Origin of the sequence: Hydrogenophaga sp. Root209 (assembly GCF_001428625.1) — a bacterium.
GTDB lineage: Bacteria > Pseudomonadota > Gammaproteobacteria > Burkholderiales > Burkholderiaceae_C > Hydrogenophaga.
This window is the reverse complement of record NZ_LMIE01000007.1, coordinates 49,553-72,054: the sequence shown is the minus strand read 5'-3', so window position 1 is coordinate 72,054 and position 22,502 is coordinate 49,553. Positions and strand designations below refer to the sequence as shown.

General features: G+C 65.3%; 22 protein-coding genes. 15 read left to right on the top strand and 7 right to left on the bottom strand.

Annotated features, from left to right (window positions below):
• The 4 genes from ASE11_RS07790 to ASE11_RS07780 all read right to left on the bottom strand — a co-directional run bounded on the left by ASE11_RS07790 (position 1) and on the right by ASE11_RS07780 (position 3,117).
• The gene (locus ASE11_RS07790; RefSeq protein WP_056268931.1) at positions 1-1,026 is read right to left on the bottom strand and encodes a TRAP transporter substrate-binding protein; all 1,026 of its coding nucleotides are present in this window, start codon (positions 1,024-1,026) and stop codon (positions 1-3) included.
• Positions 1,027-1,060: 34 nt separating this feature from the next.
• Positions 1,061-1,954 (bottom strand): phytanoyl-CoA dioxygenase family protein, encoded by an 894-nt coding sequence (locus tag ASE11_RS07785; RefSeq protein ID WP_082585601.1) that lies wholly within the window; start codon positions 1,952-1,954, stop codon positions 1,061-1,063.
• Between the two features lie 27 nt (positions 1,955-1,981).
• Entirely contained in the window at positions 1,982-2,152 is a 171-nt protein-coding gene (locus ASE11_RS25255; RefSeq protein ID WP_268766280.1) for an acyl-CoA thioesterase domain-containing protein, read from the bottom strand.
• Between the two features lie 113 nt (positions 2,153-2,265).
• The gene (locus ASE11_RS07780) at positions 2,266-3,117 is read right to left on the bottom strand and encodes a fumarylacetoacetate hydrolase family protein (protein WP_056268926.1); all 852 of its coding nucleotides are present in this window, start codon (positions 3,115-3,117) and stop codon (positions 2,266-2,268) included.
• Positions 3,118-3,216: 99 nt separating this feature from the next.
• On the opposite strand from ASE11_RS07780, the gene ASE11_RS07775 reads away from it, so the two are divergent.
• Both ASE11_RS07775 and ASE11_RS07770 read left to right on the top strand, forming a co-directional pair.
• On the top strand, positions 3,217-3,768 hold the full coding sequence (locus ASE11_RS07775) for a VOC family protein (RefSeq protein WP_056268925.1): 552 nt from the start codon (positions 3,217-3,219) through the stop codon (positions 3,766-3,768).
• Between the two features lie 45 nt (positions 3,769-3,813).
• A complete protein-coding gene (locus ASE11_RS07770) occupies positions 3,814-4,563 on the top strand; it encodes an IclR family transcriptional regulator (RefSeq protein ID WP_056268923.1) in 750 nt (249 codons plus the stop codon).
• 183 nt (positions 4,564-4,746) lie between these two features.
• Here the strand turns inward: ASE11_RS07770 and ASE11_RS07765 are convergent, their stop codons facing one another.
• The 3 genes from ASE11_RS07765 to ASE11_RS07755 are packed head-to-tail and all read right to left on the bottom strand — an operon-like array spanning position 4,747 to position 7,460.
• On the bottom strand, positions 4,747-5,511 hold the full coding sequence (locus ASE11_RS07765; RefSeq protein WP_056268921.1) for an enoyl-CoA hydratase/isomerase family protein: 765 nt from the start codon (positions 5,509-5,511) through the stop codon (positions 4,747-4,749).
• Positions 5,512-5,533: 22 nt separating this feature from the next.
• On the bottom strand, positions 5,534-6,250 hold the full coding sequence (locus tag ASE11_RS07760) for an NAD(P)H-dependent oxidoreductase (RefSeq protein WP_056268919.1): 717 nt from the start codon (positions 6,248-6,250) through the stop codon (positions 5,534-5,536).
• A 16-nt stretch (positions 6,251-6,266) separates the two neighbouring features.
• Positions 6,267-7,460, bottom strand: coding sequence for an acyl-CoA dehydrogenase family protein (locus tag ASE11_RS07755; protein WP_056268917.1), 1,194 nt, complete (start codon positions 7,458-7,460; stop codon positions 6,267-6,269).
• 280 nt (positions 7,461-7,740) lie between these two features.
• On the opposite strand from ASE11_RS07755, the gene ASE11_RS07750 reads away from it, so the two are divergent.
• The 13 genes from ASE11_RS07750 to ASE11_RS07690 all read left to right on the top strand — a co-directional run bounded on the left by ASE11_RS07750 (position 7,741) and on the right by ASE11_RS07690 (position 22,490).
• A complete protein-coding gene (locus ASE11_RS07750; RefSeq protein ID WP_056268915.1) occupies positions 7,741-8,535 on the top strand; it encodes an ABC transporter ATP-binding protein in 795 nt (264 codons plus the stop codon).
• A complete protein-coding gene (locus ASE11_RS07745; RefSeq protein ID WP_056268913.1) occupies positions 8,532-9,335 on the top strand; it encodes an ABC transporter ATP-binding protein in 804 nt (267 codons plus the stop codon). Before ASE11_RS07750 ends, ASE11_RS07745 begins: the two co-directional genes overlap by 4 nt.
• On the top strand, positions 9,332-11,230 hold the full coding sequence (locus tag ASE11_RS07740) for an AMP-dependent synthetase/ligase (RefSeq protein WP_082585599.1): 1,899 nt from the start codon (positions 9,332-9,334) through the stop codon (positions 11,228-11,230). Before ASE11_RS07745 ends, ASE11_RS07740 begins: the two co-directional genes overlap by 4 nt.
• The gene (locus ASE11_RS07735; protein ID WP_056268912.1) at positions 11,227-12,099 is read left to right on the top strand and encodes a branched-chain amino acid ABC transporter permease; all 873 of its coding nucleotides are present in this window, start codon (positions 11,227-11,229) and stop codon (positions 12,097-12,099) included. Before ASE11_RS07740 ends, ASE11_RS07735 begins: the two co-directional genes overlap by 4 nt.
• Entirely contained in the window at positions 12,099-13,145 is a 1,047-nt protein-coding gene (locus ASE11_RS07730) for a branched-chain amino acid ABC transporter permease (protein ID WP_056268910.1), read from the top strand. Before ASE11_RS07735 ends, ASE11_RS07730 begins: the two co-directional genes overlap by 1 nt.
• 75 nt (positions 13,146-13,220) lie before the next feature.
• Complete coding sequence (locus ASE11_RS07725; protein ID WP_082585598.1) at positions 13,221-14,423, top strand: ABC transporter substrate-binding protein; 1,203 nt, start codon at positions 13,221-13,223, stop codon at positions 14,421-14,423.
• Positions 14,424-14,437: 14 nt separating this feature from the next.
• Complete coding sequence (locus tag ASE11_RS07720; protein WP_056268907.1) at positions 14,438-15,370, top strand: SDR family oxidoreductase; 933 nt, start codon at positions 14,438-14,440, stop codon at positions 15,368-15,370.
• On the top strand, positions 15,367-16,224 hold the full coding sequence (locus ASE11_RS07715; RefSeq protein WP_200959326.1) for an enoyl-CoA hydratase-related protein: 858 nt from the start codon (positions 15,367-15,369) through the stop codon (positions 16,222-16,224). Before ASE11_RS07720 ends, ASE11_RS07715 begins: the two co-directional genes overlap by 4 nt.
• 9 nt (positions 16,225-16,233) lie before the next feature.
• Positions 16,234-18,051 (top strand): acyclic terpene utilization AtuA family protein, encoded by a 1,818-nt coding sequence (locus ASE11_RS07710; protein ID WP_056268904.1) that lies wholly within the window; start codon positions 16,234-16,236, stop codon positions 18,049-18,051.
• Positions 18,048-18,896, top strand: a complete 849-nt coding sequence (locus ASE11_RS07705) for a TetR/AcrR family transcriptional regulator (RefSeq protein ID WP_056268903.1) — start codon at positions 18,048-18,050, stop codon at positions 18,894-18,896. Before ASE11_RS07710 ends, ASE11_RS07705 begins: the two co-directional genes overlap by 4 nt.
• Complete coding sequence (locus ASE11_RS07700; RefSeq protein WP_056268900.1) at positions 18,893-20,362, top strand: acetyl/propionyl/methylcrotonyl-CoA carboxylase subunit alpha; 1,470 nt, start codon at positions 18,893-18,895, stop codon at positions 20,360-20,362. The genes ASE11_RS07705 and ASE11_RS07700 overlap by 4 nt, the downstream gene beginning before the upstream one ends.
• Positions 20,363-20,394: 32 nt before the next feature.
• Positions 20,395-20,886 carry an acetyl-CoA carboxylase biotin carboxyl carrier protein subunit gene (locus ASE11_RS07695; RefSeq protein ID WP_056268897.1) on the top strand — a complete coding sequence of 164 codons (492 nt, stop codon included), beginning with the start codon at positions 20,395-20,397 and terminating at the stop codon, positions 20,884-20,886.
• Positions 20,883-22,490 carry an acyl-CoA carboxylase subunit beta gene (locus tag ASE11_RS07690; protein ID WP_056268895.1) on the top strand — a complete coding sequence of 536 codons (1,608 nt, stop codon included), beginning with the start codon at positions 20,883-20,885 and terminating at the stop codon, positions 22,488-22,490. Before ASE11_RS07695 ends, ASE11_RS07690 begins: the two co-directional genes overlap by 4 nt.
• Positions 22,491-22,502 lie beyond the last annotated feature (12 nt).

The following is a 22,502-nucleotide window of genomic DNA, read 5'->3' as shown; positions in this document are numbered from 1 at the left end:
TCAGGCGCCAGCGCGGATGCGCTTGAGGTGTTCGGCGAAGGCCGCGTGGATGCGCTGGTTGCGTGGTTTGGCCGTGCGCCAGCTCTCGTTCACCGGGTCGATGACTTTGCGCCATTCCGCGACCTCTGCCTCGCTCGGCGTGGTCACCGTGTTCCGGCCAGAGGCGGACACACGTGCCCTGACTTCCTTTTCCTGGCGATCAAAGGCCTGGCCCAGCTTGCGAGCCAGCGCCTCGCCGCTGGCCCCTTCAAGGGCCGAACGGGCCTCGGGGGGCAGCGCGTCAAAGCGGTCCTGGCGCATCACGATGCCCACCGCCACCGCACCCAGTGGAAGATCCAGATGCTGTGAACTGACTTCGTTGACCTTGAAGTCGCCGACGAAGCCCCAGTTGTTGAGCGTCATGTCCACCACCCCGCGCGACAGCGACTCGGCAATCTGGCCGCCACCGACCTGCACCGGTGCCCCGCCCAGCGATTCGATCACGCGGGTGAGGTGGTCACCGGACGCCCGGATCCGCTTGCCCTTGAGGTCTGCCGGCAGCCGCACCGGCTTGTTGGCGTGGATGACCACCGGCGGCGTGGCACCCACGGCGAGCATCTTCAAACCTTCGAATCCCACCAGTGCACCCTCGGCATAGAGTCGGTGCAAAGCCACGCTGGCTTCGGTGGCGTTGCTGGTCACAAAGGGCAGGCCGACGATCTCGGTGTCATCGAATCGGCCGGGTGTGTAGGGCAGCACCACCCAGCCCAGGTCGGCCACGCCGTCGGTGACCAGCTTGAGTTGCTGCAAGGGGTTGCGTCCCAGCGTCCCGCCGGCAAACATGTCGATCTGCAAGTGCCCTTTGGACGCTGCCGAGGCTTCTTTCGCCAGGGGCGTCAGCACGTTGGCCGTGATGTTCGCCATGGGGGGCTCGAAGCTCGTGAACTTGAGCTTGACCGGATCGGTGGACTGCGCGATCGCGGGGGCGACGCACAGGCTGGCCATGGTGACGATGGCGCCGCGGCGGTTCAGGCGGGGGAGGGTCATGTTGTGTCTCCTGGGTGGTTGGGGGTCGGTATGGTCAGCGAGCACGGGCCAGCAGCCCTCGCTCGCGTTCCCAGACGACGGGCAGGGCGACGTCATCTGCGGGGAACTCTCCTGGTGTGACACCGGGGTCGCGGCGCAGGGACATGGTGTGGGGCCGCGGGTCCCATTGCACGTCTCTGCCCAGGTAGCGGATCGACAGACCGATGCGCCACTGGGTCTGCGATGCGTTGCCGGCCGCGCCGTGCACGGTCATCGGGTGGTGGCACAGCACGTCGCCCGGCTGCATGTCCCAGCAGGCGATCTGTGCCTCCGGGTGGCTGCCATCGCCGTAGTCGGGACAGACCTCCATCGTCTCGTCCATGAACCGGGGGTCGAGGTCGGGCGTGACCGCGCGGAACATCTTGTTCCACCGATGCGACCCCGCGACGTACTGCACACCACTGGTCTGCCTCGACACAGGTGCCAGTGCGATCCACAGTGAAATGAGGTCGTTGCCGCGGAAGGGCCAGAACGGCAAGTCGTTGTGCCAGGGCGTCGGTGCCGCCGTGCCCGGTGTCTTGATGAAGAGCTGGTCGTAGAAGAAGCGCACGCTGTCGGACCGCATCAAACGCGCGGCCACCGCGGGCGCTGGCGATGCATCCCGCAGAAGTGCAAAACGCGGGTCCAGGTCCGACTGATAGACGCTTGAATAGAAACGTCCCTCGCCTGCACCGAGCTGGGGTTCTCGCACACGGCCTTGTCCGCTTTCCATGGCCTGCAACGCCGCTTCGCGCAGCATCTCGCACCAGGAGGCATCGAAGACCTGGCGCAGACAGACCACGCCATCGCGCTCGTAGGCCGTGACGTCTTCGTCCGTCACGGCCCGCAGGGCATGCACAGGCAAGTCAGGTACAGGGGGGGAGGCGGTGGCAATGACAGGATGGGACATCAGGAACTTTCCGAAGTGCTTGCGGGGTCAACGCCCCGCCTGTGGAACAAACATGCAGACAGCCGTGGCACTGGCCACGGCGATGTCGCCCTGGACCAGTTCGGCGCCCGCATGCGCGACGGTGCGCCCCCTGCGCACCAGATGGGCCCGCCCCTGGATCGGGCCGACCTGCGCCGTCTTCAGGAAGGACACGTTCAAGGTCAACGCGCACGATGCGCTGCTTCAACAGCAACGCCACCGGTGGCGGTGGCTGCTCGCCGCGGTACATGCGCCAGAACCAGCTGTCGGCAAGGTTGTGCATGACGGGAGACTCAGGCTTCGTCGACCACGGTGTTGCGCAGCACCCCGATACGGTCGACCTCGACCTCGACCACATCACCGGCCTTCATCCACACGGGTGGCGTTCGGCGAGCTCCCACGCCGCCCGGTGTGCCTGTGACGATGACGTCGCCCGGCTCCAGCGGCGCGATGGTGGAAACGTAGGCAATCTGCCGCGCGATGCTGTGGATCATCATCTCGGTGGTGGCGCGCTGCAGCTCCTCGCCATTGAGCCGCGTGGTCAGCGTCATCAAGGTGCCGAAGGGAATCTCGTCGGACGTCACCATCCAGGGGCCGAAGCCACCGGTGCGCCAGAAGTTCTTGCCGGGAACCCATTGCGAGGTGTGGCGCTGCCAGTCGCGCACGCTCCCATCGTTGTAGCAGGCATAGCCGGCGACATGCCGGCCTGCATCGGCCTCGGCAATGCGGCGGCCCGGGCGGCCGATGACCACGGCGATCTCCGCCTCGTAGTCGAACTGGGTGGACTCTGGAGGCCGCACCATGGCCTGGTCGTGGCCCACCTGGGAGTCGGCCACACGCAGGAAGAACGTCGGCTGTTCGGTGATCTCGCGGTTGGTCTCGCGCACGTGTTCGCCGTAGTTGAGACCACAGCACCAGATCTTTCCCGGGTTGGGGATCACAGGCAGCAGATCGACGTCTGCAAGGCCGAAACTCGCCTGGCCTTGTGCGACTGCCGCGGCGGCCTCTGCCACGGCATCTGCGGCCAGCAGCGCCTTGAGATCGGCGTAGCGGGAGCCCAAGACGGCGCCCAGATCCACCACGCCCTGTTCAGTGACCGCGCCGTAACTCTGCTGGCCACTCCTGGAAAAACTCACCAATTTCATGCTGTTTCCTGTCAATTTAAAAAGTTGCAAAATCTTGAATATCGAGATTTAATCACTTTTCAATTTTGACTGTCAACACCCATTTCATGAGGGAAAACCATGAGCAGACCTGGCTTCAGCTTCAGTCACTTCGGCATGTTCGTGACCAACATCGCCCAGCTCGAAGACTTCTACACACGCATCCTCGAGTTCACCGTCACCGATCGCGGCGAACTGCCTGGCCCCCATGGGCCGATGAACCTTGTGTTCCTCAGCCGCGACCCGGATGAACACCATCAGATCGTGCTCATCACCGGTCGCCCTGCCGACATGGGGTTCAATCCCATCAACCAGATATCGCTCAAGGCCGACAGCCTGGCCACCCTGCGTGCCATGCACCAGACACTGCAGCGCGAAGGCGCCGCCGACATCACGCCAGTCACGCACGGCAATGCCGTGTCGATCTATGTGCGCGACCCCGAAGGCAACCGCCTGGAGCTCTACATCGATCTGCCCTGGTACGTCTCGCAGCCGATGCGCGTGCCGGTCGATCTGTTCGGTGACGAAGCTGTGCTCATGCAACGATTGGAAGCGCACGCGAGGTCGTTGCCGGGCTTCAGGCCGCGCGCCGAATGGCGGGCCGAGATGGCTCGGCGCATGGGCGTGGAATGAGCGCAACCTAGAATCTGACCACCATTCTTCATTGGTCCACCGCGCATGAGCAGTCCTTCCAACGTGTTTGCAATCCTGGGCTTGTTCACACAGGAGCGCCCGGTATGGCAACCCGACGAAATCAATGCGGCACTGGGGTACACGCGCCCCACCGGCTACCGCTATGTCAAGGAACTGGTGGAAGCCGGCATGCTTCAGAAGGTCTCTGTCGGACGGTATGCGCTGGGCGGGCGGATCATCGAGCTCGACTACCAGCTGCGCCAGACCGATCCAGTGTTGCTGGCTTCCGCCCCGGCGATGATGGCGGCGGCCAAGCGTAGCGGGTACGACCTCGTGCTCAGCGTTCTCTATGCCGGCCCTCGCGTGATCGACATTCACCGCGCGAACGGCACGGAGAATCTGGTGCTGACCTATGGGCGCGGCCGACCCCGGCCCATGTTCCGCTCAGGTGCGCCCAAGGTGCTGCTGGCCTGGCTGGAGCGCGGTCCACTGGTCAAGATCCACGCCCAACACGCCGATGAGATTGCCGCCAACGGCATGGGGCGGGACTGGGCCGAGTTCCGCACCTACCTGAAGAACATCCGTCGCCGTGGCTACTACCGGTCACTGGGTGAGCTGCAGCCGGGGGTGGGCGCGATGGCCGTGCCCGTCCTCAATGCCGATGGCGACTGTGTGGGGGCCCTGGCGATCGTGGGCTCCGGTTCGCGCATCGAAACGGAAACAGATGCCAGGCTGCTCAAATGGCTCAATGCAGCCACCGACGACATTCAGGCCAGACTCAAGGCCTTGCAGTGAAACTTGAGGAGACCGCAGTGCACGCTCGGTCTTGCAATTGGCAGCTCTGTCTTGGGCGAATGACCGAAGTTCAAGGTGTGGCGGACTGCGTGCGTGACGTGGCAAACGTGCTGCAAGTTCACCGAGAGTCGAATGCGGCTCGGTATCAACTTGCGGTTGTCGAGGTGACCGCAAGGGCGAGGTTCAACCAAGGAATGCCTTCACTTTGTCGAGAAATTCAGGTTGATCACCCGCCAGTACGAAGCACTCGATTTCTTCCAGCAGTTGACTCTGCAGCGAGCTGCCAGCGCTCGCCTTCAACAATCGCTTGAAGTTCTTGAGCGACTGCGGCGGCACAGCAAGCCACTGGGTTACAACGGCGTCGACAGCGACGAGCAATTCGCTGGCAGGCACCACGTGGTTCACCAATCCCCAGCTGCAGGCCTGGTGGGCGTCGAGCGTGGGCGTCAATGTGAACAGTTCAAACGCTCGCAGGTGATTGACCAGGCGCGGAAGAAACCAGGACGTGCCGCCATCCGGACTGCCCCCCAGCCGGGCATAGGCCAGGTTCAGGCTGAGGTTGTCTGCGGCGATCACGTGGTCGCCGGCCCAGACCAGGCCCAAGGTGCCACCGGCCACGGGCCCCTGGATGCCCACGACGATGGCGGCGTCCAGCGCCCGCAGTCCACCAATGGCTGTGTTGAAGTAGCCAATGGCTTCTCGCAGCCACGCCTCCATGGCACCTTGATCCAGCGCATCGCCAAAGGACCGGATGTCACCGCCAACCCCGAACGACGTGCCTTCTCCGACGATGCTCAGGACCCGGGGCGGGTCTTGCCGCAGCGAAGCGGTGGCCTGGGCCAGTGCCTGGAGTTCCTGGATGCGAAGGGCATTCTTGCGTTCGGGTCGTGCCAGCACGAGACGGGCATGATCCGCGCTCGGGCGCTCCAAACGGATGGTCTGGGTCATCGGCGACTTTCCGTGGGTTGATCTACTGCGCACGAGGGCGCGCACCGTCCTCGTGAGGCATGGGGTGGTCTGCCATTCGCGGCATGGTCAAAGGCGCCAGGGTCTCCAGTCCAAGAAGGTGTTCCCGATAGCCGTGCAACATGCCGGCGCGGCCTTCGGCACCCGCATAAGGCACGTGGTACGCCACATAGGGTGGCAACACGGACATACCGGTGAAGGCCAGCACCCCGCGGTGGAGAGGCGCCAGCAGGTCCAGCACATCTCCATTGAGTGAGCCTGGGCCAAAGGCTTGCGGGGGGGCGCCGGTCGTCACGCACACCATGGCGCGTTTCCCGCGCAACTTGCCATGCTCGAACATGGCGCTTCGACCGTAGACGGCGCCAGAGACAAACACACGATCGATCCAGCCCTTGAGAATCGCGGGCATGCCGAACCACCACAGCGGAAACTGCAGGATCAGCAGGTCGGCCCGCTGCAGCCGGTCCAGCTCGGAGCGGATGTCGGGGGCCAACCCGCCGTGGAGATGCGCATGGCGCTGTTCGAGCGACACGTTGAACCGCTCCTCGTCGCGGCAGGTCAAAAAATCATCGCGGTCAACCACCGGTTTGAAGTTCATCGCGTAGAGGTCCGAGACTTCCACCGCGTGGCCTTGCTCAAGCAGCAAATCCACCGCTGCATCGCGCAACGCGGCGTTGAAAGAATGGGGCTCAGGGTGAGCGTGGACGATGAGCGCGTTCATGCCAGGCCGTTGTCGGTCAGCCGCGGAGCATTTCCTCGCTGATGATGATCTTGCGCACCTCGGTGGTGCCCGCGCCAATCTCCAGCAGCTTGATGGCGCGGTACAAACGGTTGACTTCGGATTCCCAGATGTAGCCGGTGCCGCCGTGAATCTGCACCGCCTCGTTGAGGACCTTGTTCATGGTCTCCGCCGTGTACATCACCGAGGCGGCGGTGATCTTGTGGATGCTGCCGCGCCCGCCGCCGCCGATCTCCATCTGGTTGGCTGCGCGCAAGGCCTGGTAGGTGAACAGGCGCATGGACTCGACCCACACGTACATGTCGGCCAGCTTGGATCGGATCATCTGGAAATCGCCGATGGGTTTGCCAAACTGCACCCGCGTGCGGGCGTAGTCCAGCGACAGCTCCAGTGCCCGCTCGGCGATGCCCAGGCAAATGGGCGAAATCATGGCGCGCTCCAGGTCCAGCCCGCTCATGACCACCTTCACACCCTCGTCGAGTCCACCTACCAGGTTGCGCGCGGGCACGCGACAGTTGTCGAACAGCAGCTCGCCGGTCTGGCTGCCGCGAAAACCCATCTTGATCAGCTTCTGCGCCACGCTGAAACCCGGCATGTCTTTTTCGACGATGAAGGCCGATATGCCTTTAGCGCCCCGCGCCTTGTCGGTCTTGGCATAGACCAGCAGCACGTCGGCCACCGGGCCGTTGGTGATGTAGATCTTGCGGCCGTTGAGAAGGTAGTCGTCACCGTCGCGGGTTGCGGTCGTGGCCATGGCGCCCAGCGCGTCCGAGCCCGCACCGGGTTCGGTCAGGCCCAGGGCACCGGTCAGCTTGCCGCTGCACAGGCCGGGCACATAGCGCTGGCGCTGCTCGTCGTTGGCGTTGCGGAAGATGTTGTAGAGACACAGGTTCTCATGCGCCACCCAGCTCAGGGCCAGCGCGTGGTTCCAGCGCGAGAAGGCTTGCAGCACCAGACCGCTGGTGAACAGGTCCATGCCGGCGCCACCCAGCGATTCGGGCACCGGGATGCCGAAGTACCCGGTCTCGCCAATGCGCGCGAACACATCGCCCGGCCACCACTCTTCGCGGTCCATGCGCTCGGACAAGGGGTAGAGCTGCTCACGGGCAAAACGGTCGGCCTGATCGAGGATGGCCTGCTCGTCTTCTGAAAGACCGGAGAACAAGGTTTCAACGGAGGTGGCGGGGTTCACTGGCGCTCCTGCAAGGGATGAATGGGGGGGTTGCACGCAAGGCAACCTGAAGGCCACCCATTTATTTGAGTGACACTTCAATTTTGACACCAAGAAAGCATTTTTTCGTTAGGGAAAACACCAACGAGAAGTCATTTGTCTATAAATATCAACGAACTAAGTCCCGTATTTTCATATGCTGCAACGCAATAATCGCCTTTTATTGTTTGAGTGCCACTCATTTTTATTGACTGCAGAGGCGGGCACTTCCTAGAATCCGTCAACTTCGACACACCCAAGCATGTTGACCATCACCAACCTACAGGTCTTTTATGACCGCGCCGTCGAGGCCTTGCGAGACACCTCGCTGGAAGTGCGGTCCGGGCAGATCGTGGCGCTGCTGGGCAGCAACGGCGCGGGCAAGTCCACCGTGCTCAAGTCCATCTGCGGTGTGCTGTATCCCGAGGACGGCGAGGTCGTGGGGGGCACCATCACCCACGAGGGCGTGTCGCTCACCGGCTTTGCGCCCCACGAGATCGTGCGCCGCGGCATCGTGCAGGTGCCCGAAGGGCGCCGCCTGTTCGACAAGCTGACCGTGGAGGAGAACCTGCTGATGGGTGGCTACTCGCGTCCCGCCGGTGAAGTCAGCGCCGGGCTGGACCAGGTGTTCGAACTGTTTCCCGCCGTCAAGCAGCACCGCAGCCGCGTCTCGGGCTACCTCTCGGGAGGGCAGCAACAAATGGTCGCCATTGGCCGGGCGCTGATGTCGCGCCCGCGCCTGCTGCTGCTGGACGAGCCGTCGCTGGGGCTTGCGCCACAAATCATTGCGGAGATCTTTGATGCCGTGCGCCGGTTGCGCGACGAGCAGGGCGTGACCGTGCTGCTGGTGGAGCAGAACGCACAGCTGGCGCTTTCGGTGGCCAACTACGGCTACATCATGGAGCGGGGTCGTGTGGTGCTCGACGGTGAGCCCGCCAAACTGCTCGCCAACGACGACGTCAAGGAGTTCTATCTGGGCATGGGCGCCGGCAGCGACACGCGGCGCAGCATGCGGGACGTCAAACACTACAAGCGTCGCAAAAGGTGGTTGTCATGAACGGCACGAGCCCAGCCATGTTGGAGATGACGGGCGTCTCCAAACGCTTTGGCGGTCTCGATGCCCTCGCCGGCATCGACCTGACGGTGTTGCCCGGCCAGATCTACAGCGTCATCGGCCCCAACGGCGCGGGCAAGACCACGCTGTTCAACATGGCCTCTTGCCTGCTGCATCCCACCACGGGGCGCATCCGCTTTCAGGGCGAGGACATCACCGGCCTGCCGGCCCACGCGTTGTCGGCGCGGGGCATGGCCCGTACCTTCCAGAACCTGGCGGTGTTCAAGCACGAGTCCGTGATCAACAACATCCTGACCGGCATGCACGCGCAACTGAGCACCGGCATCCTGGGCGCGGCCCTGTTCTGGGGGGCGGCCCGCCGGGCTGAAATCGCGGCGCGCGAAGCCGCCGAAGAAATCGTCGAGTTCCTCGAAATCGAGACCATCCGGGACGTGCCCGTGGGCACCTTGTCCTACGGCTTGCAAAAGCGGGTCGAACTGGGTCGGGCGCTGGCCATGCGCCCGCGTCTGCTGTTGCTGGACGAAATGGTCTCGGGCATGAACCAGGAGGAGACCGAAGACATCGCGCGGTTCATCCTCGACATCCGAGAGGAACGCGGCATCACCGTGATGATGATCGAGCACGACATGGGCATCGTCATGGACATTTCCGACCACGTGACGGTGCTCAACTTCGGTCGCAAGATCGCCGAAGGCACGCCGGCCGACGTGTCGGCCAATCCCGCCGTGGTCTCTGCCTATCTGGGCCTGACCGAAGGCCCTGCTGCGAGAACGCCGGTATGAGCCGCCCCGACTCGGCCATCGCCGACCGCGAACTGCCCCCGGGGGTGCTGGCAGGGCAAGCCACCCTGCCTGGCCTGCTGCGCCACCGCGCGCGCCAGACGCCCGATCGCATCGCCCTGCGTGAGAAAGTGCGTGGCATCTGGCAAGGCATCACCTGGGCTGAGTACTTCGAGAAGGTGCAGGCGTTCGCCCTCTACCTGCGTGCTCAGGGCTTCGGCGTGGGCGACAAGCTGGTGATCGCCTCCGATGGTTCACCCGAATGGTTTTACGCCGACCTGGCGGCGCAATCGCTGGGTGGCGTGACGGTGGGCATCTACCCGACCAACCCCTGGCCCGAGCTGCAATACATCGTGCGTCACTGCCGCGCCGGGTTCGCCGTCTGCGGCGACCAGGAGCAGACCGACAAGGTCCTGGACGCCATGCGCAACGGCGACGGCCTGCCCGACCTCAAACACGTGCTGACCGTGGACACCAAGGGCATGCGGCACTACGACGAAGCCTGCCTGCGGCCCTTCGAGGTCGCGCTGGCCGAGGGTCGACAACTGGCCGCCGACCCAGCGCAGCGCGATGCCCTGGATCAACAGATCAGTGCCGTGAAGCCCGAGCAGGACGCGCTCATCGTCTACACATCGGGCACCACCGGCATGCCCAAGGGGGCGCGCATCGCGCACCGGGGCATCATCCACAACGCCGCCCTGGTGGGCCAGGTGCAGGGCTATGCTGGTCGGCCGCTGGAGGTGGTGTGCTACCTGCCCCTGTGCCACGTGGCCGAACGCCTGATGTCGCCGGTGGCGCAACTGGTGTACGGCTCGGTGGTGTATTTCGCGGAATCCATCGACGCGGTGACACAAAACCTGCGCGAGGTCGGCCCGGGCTTCTTCTTTGGTGTGCCGCGCATCTGGGAGAAGCTGCAGCAGCAGATCGTGATCGCCTCGCGCGAAGCCCGCCCCTGGGTGCGCCACGTGTTCGAGCGCGCCATGGCCATGGCGCTGCCCATCGCGGAGCGCACGATTGCCAACGGGGACCGTCCCGTCAACTGGCGCGATGCCGCCACCGCTCGCCTGCTGCGCTGGCTGGTGTTCAGCAACCTGCTGGCTTCGGTGGGTCTTGACCGCACCTGGATGGCGATGACCGGAGGCGCCGCCATCTCACCGGCGGTGATCCTCTTTTTCCGTGCCATGGGTGTCCCCATCTATCAGATCTACGGCATGACCGAGAGCAGCGGCGTCACCCACGCGCAATGCCGTGGCCACGCCCGCCTGGGCTGGTGCGGACCGCCGCTGCCGCGTGTGGTGGAGCAGCGCCTGGGCGACGACGGTGAACTGCTGGTGCGCGGCCCGGTGGTGTTCAACGGCTACCTGTACGACGAGGCCGCCAGCGCCAAGACGCTGGAAGGCGGCTGGCTGCACACCGGCGACATCGTCGAGATCGATCCCGAGAACAACGAGGTGCAGATTCTGGATCGCAAGAAGGCCATCCTCATCACCAGCGGTGGCAAGAACATCACCCCCTCACTGATAGAAAACGCCCTCAAGGACAGCGTCTACATCAGCGAAGCCGTGCTGCTGGGCGACGGGCGTCATTTCCTGGCCGCGCTGATCCAGATCGACCTGGACACGGTGGGCAAGTGGGCGCAGGAGCGTGGCATGGCGTACACCACCTACGAGTCGCTGGCAGCGCTGGACCCTGTGCGCGAACTGGTCGACGCCGACGTGAAGCGCGTCAACGAACGTTTTTCGCGGGTCGAGAACATCCGCAAGTTCGTCATCTTGCGCAAGCAGCTCGACCACGACGACGGCGAGCTCACCGCCACCATGAAGGTGCGCCGCAATGTGATCGAGAAAAAGTTCGCCGCTGAAATCGCCCAGATCTACGGCACGGAGGCTCGCCCATGAACTACTTCCTCAACCTCCTGATGTCGGGACTGGTCATCGGCTCTCTCTATGGCCTGATCGCCATGGGCTTCGCCATGGTTTACCGCGCCACCGGCATGGTGAACTTCGCCGTGGGCGAGGTGATGATGCTGACCGCCTACATCAGCTTCAACCTCGCCCAGATCCCGGGCATGGGATTTTTCGGCCTGCTGGCCACCACCCTGCCCACGGCCATGTTGCTGGGCCTGCTGATCGAGCGCGTGTTCATCCGGCCGATGCTGGGCGAACCGATGTTCTCTCGCGTGATGGTCACCATCGGTGTGGCGGTCGTGATCCGGTCGACCGTGATCCTGATCTGGGGTGTGGAGCCCAAACCTTATCCGCGGCCGCTGGGCGACGAAGTGATCCGACTGGGCGAACTGGCGCTGTACCCCGGGCAGATCTTTTCTCTGGTGATGCTGGCGCTGTTGTGCCTGCTGATGTGGGCCTTCTTCCGCCACTCGCGCGTCGGTATCGCGATGCGCGCTACCTCCAACAACGAGACCACGGCCCTGCTCATGGGCATCAATGTCAAGCGCATCAGCGGCATCGCCTGGGCGCTGTCCTCGCTGTTCGCGGCGGTGGCGGGCCTGTCGTTCTGCCTCATGTTCGCGCTGGAGCCCGAGATTTCCCAGATGGGTTTGCGCGGCTTCCCGGCCACCATTCTGGGTGGCCTGGATTCGGTGGTGGGCGGTGCCTTCGGCGGCCTGGTGATCGGCGTGGTGGAGAACATGGCCGGTGGCTACCTGGGGCGCGGCCTCAAGGAAATCGCAGGCTTCGTCTTGATCATTGTTGTGCTGATGGTGAAACCCTACGGCCTCTTTGGCCAACGAGAAATCGAGCGTGTCTGATGCGTACCCGAACCTACAAAACGTCTTACGCCGATCTCGTTGCACTCACACCCCACCGCAGCACCTGGCTGTGGGCGATCGCCGGCTTGCTGCTGATGGCGTGCGCACCGCTGGTGCTCGGTTCGCACGGCCTGGGCATCCTGTCGGTCATCTTTGTCATGGCCATCGGCGTGCTGGGTCTGAACCTGCTGACCGGCGTGACCGGACAGATCTCGCTGGGTCATGCGGGCTTTCTGCTGATCGGTGCCTACGCGCAGGCTGTCCTGACCACCGACTACCACTTCCCGGCCTGGCTGGCCATCTTCGCCTCCGGTGCGGTGGCGGCCATTGCCAGCCTGGTCGTCGGTGTTCCCTCGCTGCGCCTCAAGGGCCTGTACCTCGCCATCACCACCTTGGCCTTCACCTTCATCGTGCGCCACCTGGTGCTGTTTGCGGAAGACATCACGCGGGGCTCGGAAGGCATGGCGGTGAATCCACTGGTGCTCGTGGGATATGAAGTCAAAAGCGACCAGCCTTTCTTTTATGTGGCGCTGGCCATGCTGGTGCTGTTCGTGCTGCTCACGCTCAACCTCATGCGCTCGCGCATCGGCCGGGCCTGGCTGGCGGTGCGGGACCACGACATCGCTGCGCGGGCCATGGGCATCAACCTGATGCACTACAAGCTGCTGGCCTTCATGGTCAGCGCCTTCTACACCGGTGTGGCCGGCGCACTGGTGGCCCTGCAGACGCGCTACATCAACGTGGACACCTTCAGCATCCTGATCAGCATCGAGGCCCTGGCCATGATCATCGTCGGCGGCATGGGCCGGGTGCACGGTGCCTTGCTCGGCACGGCGCTGATCTTGTTGCTGCCCGAACTCCTGAACTTCGGCTTCTCGCTCGCAGGCGACCGCTTCACCACCCTGATGTCCGATCGCATCTACGAAATCAAGGGATTGATGTATGGCGTGGTGATCCTGCTCTTCCTGCGGCTCGAGCCCGAGGGTCTGGCGGGTATCTGGCGCAAGGTCAAGCGCTTCTGGGTGCATTGGCCCCTGTCCCAATGATCGGGACGGGGACATTGGCAGCGTGGCACGAAGCCGGAATTCCCCGGCCCGGCCGATTCACAAGAGGAGACAGAAATGCAAGGTGATTCGATTCTGAGGTGGACGCGGCGCCTGAGCCGTTGTTCGATGCTGGGCCTGGCCATCGGTGCCGGCGTGGCCGGCGCCCAGGACGTGGGCGTGACCGCCACTGAAATCCTGCTCGGCGAAGTACAGCCGATGTCCGGTCCGGCCTCCCTGATCGGCAAGGCCGGTGCCGCCGGCTCCAAGCTGGCCATCGCCGAGATCAATGCCAAGGGCGGCATCAACGGCCGCAAACTGCGCGCCATCTACGAGGACGACGGCTACGTGCCGGCGCGCTCGGTCTCGGCAGTGAAGAAGCTGATCGACTCCGACAAGGTGTTCGCGTTGACCGGCACCACCGGCAGCTCGCACATGGTGGCCATGTTGCCCACCATTGAAGAAGCCAAGATTCCCACCATCGTGCACATGGCCCCCAACCCGGCGGTGGTCAATCCGCGCCGACCCACGGTCTTCATGATCGGCCCCGACTACGACTGGGCCGGCTTCGTTCCCATCAACCACATGGTCGAGAAGATGGGTCAGAAGAACGGCAAGTTCGGCATCCTTTATCAGGACGACGACTTCGGCAAAGCGCTGCTGGCCGGCTACCAGAAAGCGGTGAAACAGCATGGCGTGGCCAGCGTGGCCGAGATCCCGTTCAAGCGCGGCGCCAAGGACTTCTCAGCCGAGGTGCTCAACCTGCGGGAGAAAGGCGTCACGGCCGTCTACCTGGGAACACTGACCACCGAGTCCGCCGCCATCATGAGCGAGTTCCGCCGCCTGGGGATGACGCCGCTGATCGGCACGCTCTGGGCTGGTCAGTTGCCTGCCGCCGTCAAGCTGGCTGCGCCATCGGGCTTCGAGTACCTGATACCCGACTACTACGCATCCAACTACGACCCCGCCGGCATGAAGCTGATGGAGACGGCCAAGCAGTACCTGAGCGCAGACGATCACGCCAACTTCAACCGCTACACCGTCAGTGGCTATGTCGGCACCGTGGTGCTCGCCGAAGGCATCCGCCGCTGCGGCGCCACGGTTACCCGGACCTGCGTGGTCGACCAGCTCAACAAGCTCAAGAACTTCGACACCGGTGGCCTCACCGGTCCGGTGTCCTTCGACAACGCCAAGGCACAGGCGGTGCTTCCGATCAAGCTGTTCCAGACCGACCCGAAGAACGCCACGGTCAAGTCCGTCACGGATTTCATCAGCTACTGATCGCACCCACCGCCATGTCGCAAGCAACACCACCTTCATCGGCCAACGCCGAGCGCTACCGCTCGGTGTTTCGGCCCGGTCTCTTCGAAGGCCAGACCATCGTCGTCACCGGCGGTGGCAGTGGCCTGGGCCGCTGCGCCGCGCACGAGCTGGCCAGCCTGGGCGCGGGCTTGGCGCTGGTCGGGCGCAAGCGCGAGAAGCTGGAGGTTGTGGCGGCCGAGCTGACGGCGGCCTACCCCGAGGCCACCGGACGCATCTCGCTGCACAGCTGCGACATCCGCGAGGAAGCGGCGGTGCAGCAAACGGTGACCGACATCCTCGCCGCACACGGTGCGATCCACGGCCTGTTCAACTGCGCGGGCGGCCAGTACCCGGCCGCCCTGCGCGACATCAGTCTCAAGGGCTGGGACGTGGTGGTGCGCAACAACCTGCACGGCACCTTCCTGTTCTCGCGTGAGTGCTATGTGCAGTGGATGGAGCAGCACGGCGGCAGCATCGTCAACATGCTGGCCGACATCTGGGGCGGCCTGCCAGGCATGGGGCACTCGGGCGCCGCGCGTGGTGGCGTGCTCACCTTCACCGAAACGGCGGCCTGCGAATGGGGCTGCGCCGGTGTGCGCGTCAATGCCGTGGCGCCGGGCTGGATCGCATCAGCAGGCATCGACACCTACGACGACACCTACCAGGAACTGCTGCGCGGACTGCGCACCAAGGTGCCGCTGCAGCGCTTCGGCACCGAGGCCGAACTGGCGTCTGCGGTGACCTACCTGCTGTCGCCCGCAGCCGGCTTCATCAGTGGCGCGGTCATCCGTGTGGACGGCGGCGTGCCCACCGCACGCCACACCTGGAAGCTGGAGCCTGCCCGACAGGACTTCACCTACAACGGCTTCCCGCTCTACCAGCCACCGCAGGCCTTTTCTCAACCCACCGAAGGAGAAAACCCTTGAGCACAGCGCCGGGCCGTTCCCAAGCAAGCTCGCACCGCAGCCCGCAGGGCGAAGGTACTCCAGTGAGCGCAACGACCCCGCAAGTGTTGGTGGAGCGCCGCGGCCTGGCCTGCCACATCACCATCAACCGCGCCGCCGAACACAACACCATGACCGATGCCGTCATGGACGAACTGCGCCACGCTCTTCTGGCCGCCGAAGCCATGGATGGCGTGCGCGCCATCGTGCTGACCGGTGCCGGCGAGCAGACCTTCTGCGCCGGTGGCAAGCTCAAGCCGGGCGCCGACGGATCTCCCTTCGCACTGGAACCGGGTCGTTTCGACAACCCGATTGCCGAACTGTTCCGCGCCATGGACCGCTGCCATCTGCCCATCATCGCGCGCGTCAACGGCAGCGCCTTCGGCGGCGGTGTGGGCCTGATTTGCGCCTGCGACTTCGCCATCGGTGTGGACAGCGCGCGTTTTGGCACGACCGAAGCGCGTGTGGGCGTCTTTCCCATGATGATCCTGCCGCTCCTGATGCGCGTGATCCCGCGCCGGCGCCTGCAGGAGATGTGTTTTCTCGCCGAACGTTTCCCGGCCGAGAAAGCGCTTGAGCTGGACATCCTGGGCCAGGTGGTACCGGCCGCCGAACTCGACGCCGCCATTGATACGCTGGTGATCAAACTGGCCGCCAATTCGCCGGTGGCCTTGCGCATGGGTCGGCGCGCGTTCGCAGCCATGAGCGGGCTGGCCTTCAACGACGCGCTCAACCTGGCGCAGATGGTGCTGCCCGTGATGTCGCAAAGCGAAGACTGCAAGGAAGGCATGCGGGCCTTCACCGAGAAACGCGCCCCCGTCTGGACCAACCGTTAAACAAGCGACATGACCGCCACACCACGCACCCACCGGGATCGCGCACTTCGCATCGGCTGCGCCAGCGGCTTCTGGGGCGACTCCGAAGCGGGCGCTGCCCAGCTGGTGCAGCACGGGCAGATCGACTACCTCGTGTTCGACTACCTGGCCGAAATCACCATGTCGCTGCTGGCACGCGCCCGTGCCAAGTCGCCCGAGGCCGGCTACGCGCCCGACTTCGTGAAAGTCATCGCCCAGCTGGCCCCCCGGATCCAGGCGCAAGGCATTCGCGTGGTGGCCAACGCCGGTGGCGTCAACCCGCAGGCCTGCGCCAGCGCCCTGGCCACAGCATTGCAGGCGCAGGGCATCACCATGCACATCGCCGTGGTCGAGGGCGACGACCTCACCGACCAGGTGGAGGCCTTGCGGGCCGAGGACACCCGCGAGATGTTCAGCGGCGAGCCCATGCCCGCGCGGTTCCTCAGCGTCAACGCCTACCTGGGTGCACAGCCCATTGCCGCGGCGCTGGACGCGGGCGCACAGATCGTCATCACTGGCCGGGTCGTGGACAGCGCGGTCACGCTGGGTCCGCTGGTGCATGAATTCGGCTGGGACTGGAACGACTGGGACAAACTGGCCACCGGCAGCCTCGCGGGACACATCATCGAATGTGGCACCCAGTGCACCGGCGGCCTGTTCACCGACTGGCAATCCGTGCCCGGCTGGGACAACATGGGCTTTCCCATCGCCGAGTGCGCAGCCGACGGCCGCAGCGTTGTCATCACCAAGCCACCGGGCACCGGCGGCCTGGTCGTGCCCGGCACCGTGGGCGAGCAAATCGTCTACGAGATCGCCGACCCCCGGCGCTATTTGCTGCCCGACGTGGTGTGCGACTTCAGCGACGTGCGCCTGGCGCAGGAGGGCGTGGACCGTGTGCGGGTCAGCGGCGCACGCGGCACACCGGCGCCGGCCAGCTACAAGGTCAGCGCCACGTGGAACGATGGCTGGCGCCTGTTGGGCACGTTGATGATCGGCGGCCACCAGGCGGCGGCCAAGGCCAGCCGGGTGGGTGAGTCCATCCTTCAGCGCTGCACCCGACTGCTGGACGAACGTGGTCTGCCCGGCTTCACCGAGACCAGTCTGGAGGTGTTGGGCGCCGAGTCCACCTACGGACCCCACGCACGCACCGGGCACAGCCGCGAGGTGGTGCTCAAGCTGGCCGCCAAACACCCGCAGCGCGAGGCCCTGGAGCTGCTGGCGCGCGAGATCGCCCCGTCGGCCACGGCCATGGCGCAGGGCATCACGGGTTTTGCCGCAGGCCGACCCAGCCCCTCGCCGGTGGTCAGGCTGTTTTCGTTTCTGGTGGCACAGGCGCGGGTGGCGCCCAGGGTGTCGCTGGACGGCCAGCCCCTGGCCTTCACACCCCGCCCGCTGGCCGCACAAGACAACGGGAGGGCATCGGCGCCAGACAGCCATCGGACATCCGCCGCGGCACCGGCCGGCCCCACGGTCCGTGTGCCCCTGCTGCGCCTGGCCCACGGACGCAGCGGCGACAAAGGTGACAGCTCCAACGTTGGCATCATCGCGCGCAGTCCAGCGGCTTATGCGGAACTGCTGCGGGTGCTGGGCGCCGAAGTGGTCGCAGACTATTTCTCCCACGTGGCCCTGGGCCCCGTGACGCGCTACGAACTCCCGGGTCTGCTCGCGCTGAATTTCGTGATGGAACGGGCGTTGGGCGGCGGCGGTGTGGCATCTTTGCGCTACGACCCCCAGGGCAAGGCGTTTGCACAGATGTTGCTCGACCTGGAGGTCGAGATCCCCTCTGCTGTATTGGACACACTGCCATGACCCTCAAAGCCCGCACCACCGCCATCGATACCGGCGCCGCACCCGCCGACTACGCCCAGCCGGTCGGCCCGCAGACACCCAGGCGCATGCGCCGCGCCGCCGAGATCCTGGAAGCCGCGCGCGATGTGTTCCTGGAGAAAGGTTTCGACCGCTCTTCCGTCAGCGAGATCGCGTCCAGGGTGGGCGTGGTCGAGGGCCTGGTCTACACCTACTACCCGTCCAAGCGGGAGCTCCTCAATGCGGTGCTGCGCGGCATGTACGAGCCGCTGATCGCCGACCTCGAAGACAAGTTCTCCCGGCTGCACGGCGTGCGCAGCCGCATGCGCTTCCTGATCTGGCGCCACCTGCGCGTCTATGTGGAAGAGCCCAATCTTTCGCGGCTGGTGTTGCACGAAGTGCGGACCGGTCCCGAGTATTTCCAGTCGGTGCTGCACGACCTGCACGTGCGCTACACCGCCTTCCTTCTGCGCACCGTGCAGGACGCCATCGCGGACGGTGAGCTCAGTGCCGACACCGATGTCGAGTTGCTGCGTTCCATGGTCTACGGTGGCATCGAGCACCGCATGTGGGGCACGCTGTTCGGCCGGGGCACGGTCGACGTCGAAACCATGGCCGATCGTTACACCGCCATGGTGCTGGGCCCGCTGTTGCCCGACGGCCGCGCGCATTCGCCGGTGGTGGCGTCGTCGGCGCGCAGCCACATCGGCCAGGTGCTCGACGAGGTGCGTGAGCGTCTGGACCAGATCGAACAAGCGGTGATGGCCGCGCCCGCCGCGCCGAACCCTTCTTTCACCGACAAGGCCGGCGCCGCACCGGCCCGCTCCCGCAGGAAAAAGCCAACATGACCATACGCAAGCTGTTCATCGCCAACCGCGCCGAGATCGCGCTGCGGATCGTGCGCACCGCCAGACGGATGGGGATCTCCACCGTCGTGCCCTGGCACGCCAAAGACCGCCACGGTCCGGCGCTGTCCGTGGCCGACGAGACGATCGAACTGCACGGCGAGCCACCTGTGTCGGCATGGCTCGACGGTCCGGCGCTGATCCAGGCCGCCATCGCCAGCGGCTGCGACGCCATTCATCCGGGCTACGGATTTCTGTCCGAGAACGCCGGGTTTGCGCGTGCGGTGACGGAGGCGGGGCTCACCTTCGTGGGCCCGCCCGCCCATGTCATCGAGCTCATGGGCGACAAGATCACCGCACGCCAGTTTGCCCAGCGCCACGACGTGCCGGTCACGCCATCGGCCGACGAGGCCGAAGACCCGCAGCACTTCGCCGAGCGCGCGGCGGCCATCGGCTTTCCGCTGTTGATCAAGGGCGCGGCCGGCGGTGGCGGCAAGGGCATGCAGATCGTGCGCGAAGCCGCCGCCCTGCACCAGGCCATCGCTACCGCCCGCGCCGAGAGCCAGCGCTACTTCGGCGACGGGCGTCTGCTGGCCGAGCGGTTTGTCGAGCAACCCCGACACATTGAAGTGCAGGTGTTTGGCGACACCCAGGGCCAACTCATTCACCTGGGCGAACGCGAGTGCTCGATCCAGCGGCGCTTCCAGAAGCTGATCGAGGAAAGCCCGGCGCCCACGCTGGCACCCGAGCTGCGCCAGCGCATTTGCGACGCCGCAGTGCGACTGGCCAGTGCGGCCGGTTACATCAATGCCGGCACGGTGGAATGCATTGTCGCGCCCACGGGCGAGTTCTATTTCCTTGAAATGAACACGCGGCTGCAGGTGGAGCATCCGGTCACCGAGATGGTGACGGGTCTGGATCTGGTCGAGTGGCAGCTGCGCGTGGCGCAAGGCGAACCGCTGCCGTTGTGCCAGGACGAGGTGCGCTGGCAGGGCAGCGCCATCGAGTGCCGCGTGCTGGCCGAAGACGCCGACGCGGGCTTTGTGCCCGACACCGGCCAGGTGCTGCTGCTGGGCGAGCCGCAGGGGCCCGGCATCCGTTTCGACAATGGCGTGACCCAGGGCGCGCGTGTCGGCGCCGACTTCGACTCCATGCTGGCCAAGCTGATCGCCCATGGCGCCACGCGGGAGCTGGCGATCGCCCGGCTGCGCCAGGCGCTGCAGGACACGCTGATGCTGGGCGTGACCGTGAACACCGATTTTCTGGGCCGAGTGCTGGCCCACCCGGCCTTCCAGGCCGGCGCCACCGATACCGGGTTCCTGGAGCGTCACAAGGCCGAGTTGCGTCCGCGCGACTGGAGCGAGGACGAACGACGCGCCCTGTTGGCCGTGGCCGCTGCCGCCAGCCGCGAGAGCCATGCCAGCGACATACCCGCCGTTTTTGCGGCCATGGGCGCCTGGCACAACTGATCCCGACGCCTACCTCCACATCCGGACAACCCATGACAAGTTACGTCTTCCGATCCGACCCCGGCCGGCGCCACCAGGTGCTCAAACACGGAAACTCCCTCCATGTCGATGGCACCGCGTCACCGGTTCGTGCCCTCGATCCAACCCACTACACCACGCTGATCGGCGCGCGTCCCGCCCACCTGCGCGTGGTGACCCACGGTGACGAGGTGTACCTGCAGTTGAACGGGCGCAGCTGCGTCATCGAGCGGGTGGACCCCACGCGCAGCGCCGCCGCCAGCGGCGCGGTGGCCCAAGGCACCTCCAGCGCTCCCATGCCCGGTGTGGTGGTGGGTTGGCTGGCCGAGCCCGGCAGCCGCGTGCAGGCCGGTGATGCCCTGTTGGTGATCGAGAGCATGAAGTTGCAGATGACCATCGAAGCGCCCCAGAGCGGCACGCTGGAGGACTTGCCCTTCCAGCCCGGCCAGACCTTTCAGCGTGGCGCCGTGCTGGCCCGCGTGCGACCTGAGGAGACACCGGCATGAGCCGCATCAACAGCCGCCTGGACACAGGCTCGGACAGCTACCGCCAGAACCACGCCGCCATGGCGCAGCGCGTCGAGCAATTGCACGAACGCCTGAACCAGGCTCGCAACGTGCGGCCGCAGCGCGACATCGACCGCCTGCACAAACACAAGAAGCTCACCGTGCGCGAGCGCCTGGAACTGCTGCTCGACCCGGGCACACCGTTTCTGGAGATTGGTGCCCTGGCCGCCAACAAGTCGTATGGCGGTGACGTGCACGGCGCCGGCCAGGTCTCGGGCATCGGCATCGTGCACGGCCGCGAGGTCGTCATCCACGCGGATGACCCCAGCATCAAGGGCGGCGCCTGGTACCCGCTGTCGGTCAAGAAGATCGTGCGCACGCTGGACATCGCGATCGAGAACCGCCTGCCCGTGATTCACCTGTGCGACAGCGCTGGTGGTTTCCTGCCGCTGCAGGCCGATCTGTTTCCCGACCGCTACACGGCCGGGCGCATCTTTCGCAACCAGTGCACGTTGTCCAAGATGGGCGTGCCGCAGATCGCCGTGGTGCTGGGGCATTGCACGGCGGGTGGCGCCTACATTCCCGCACTGTGCGACTACAGCGTCATCGTGCGCGGCAACGGTGGCGTGTTCCTGGGTGGCCCGCCTCTGGTGAAGGCGGCCACCGGCGAGGTGGTCAGCGCCGAGGCCCTGGGCGGCGCCGACATGCACACCACCGTCTCCGGTACCTGCGATTACGCGGCCGATGACGAGCCGCATGCGTTTGCCATTGCGCGCGACATCTTTGCCCAGACCACGCCGGTGCAAAAGCAGCGCATCGACCGCATTGAGCCCGAGGCGCCGCACTACGACCCGAAAGAGCTCTACGGCATCATTCCCACCGACTGGAAAACCGGCTTCGACATGCGCGAGGTGATCGCCCGCATCGTGGACGGTAGTCACTTCCACGAATATCAACCGGGCTACGGCACCACGCTGGTCTGCGGCTTTGCGCGCATCTGGGGCTGCAAGGTCGGCATCCTGGCGAACAACGGCGTGCTGTTCAACGACAGCTCGCTCAAGGCCGCGCACTTCATGCGCCTGTGCGACCGCGACCGGACACCGCTGGTCTTTCTGCAGAACATCACCGGCTACATGGTGGGGCGCGAGTACGAGGAGCGCGGCATCACCAAAGATGGCGCCAAAATGATCATGACCCAGGTCGGCTGCACGGTGCCCAAGTTCACCGTCATCGTCGGCGGCTCGTTCGGTGCAGGCAACTACGGCATGTGCGGGCGCGCGTTCGATGGCCGCTTCCTGTGGATGTGGCCGCAGTCACAGATCGCGGTGATGGGCGCCGAGCAGGCGGCCAACACGCTGGCCGACGTCAAGATCCGCCAACTGCAGCGCCACGGCGAACACCTCAGCGAAGAGCAGATCGCCGAAATCCGCCAACCGGTGCTGGAAAGCTTCCAGGCCGAGAGCGACGCCTACCACTCAACCTCAGAGATGTGGGACGACGGCATCCTCGACCCGGTGGACACGCGCAATGCTCTGGGCATGGCCATCATCGCCTCTCTCAACGCGCCTTTTGGCCAGGAAGGCTACGGCGTCTTGCGACTTTGACGGGCAGCCCCC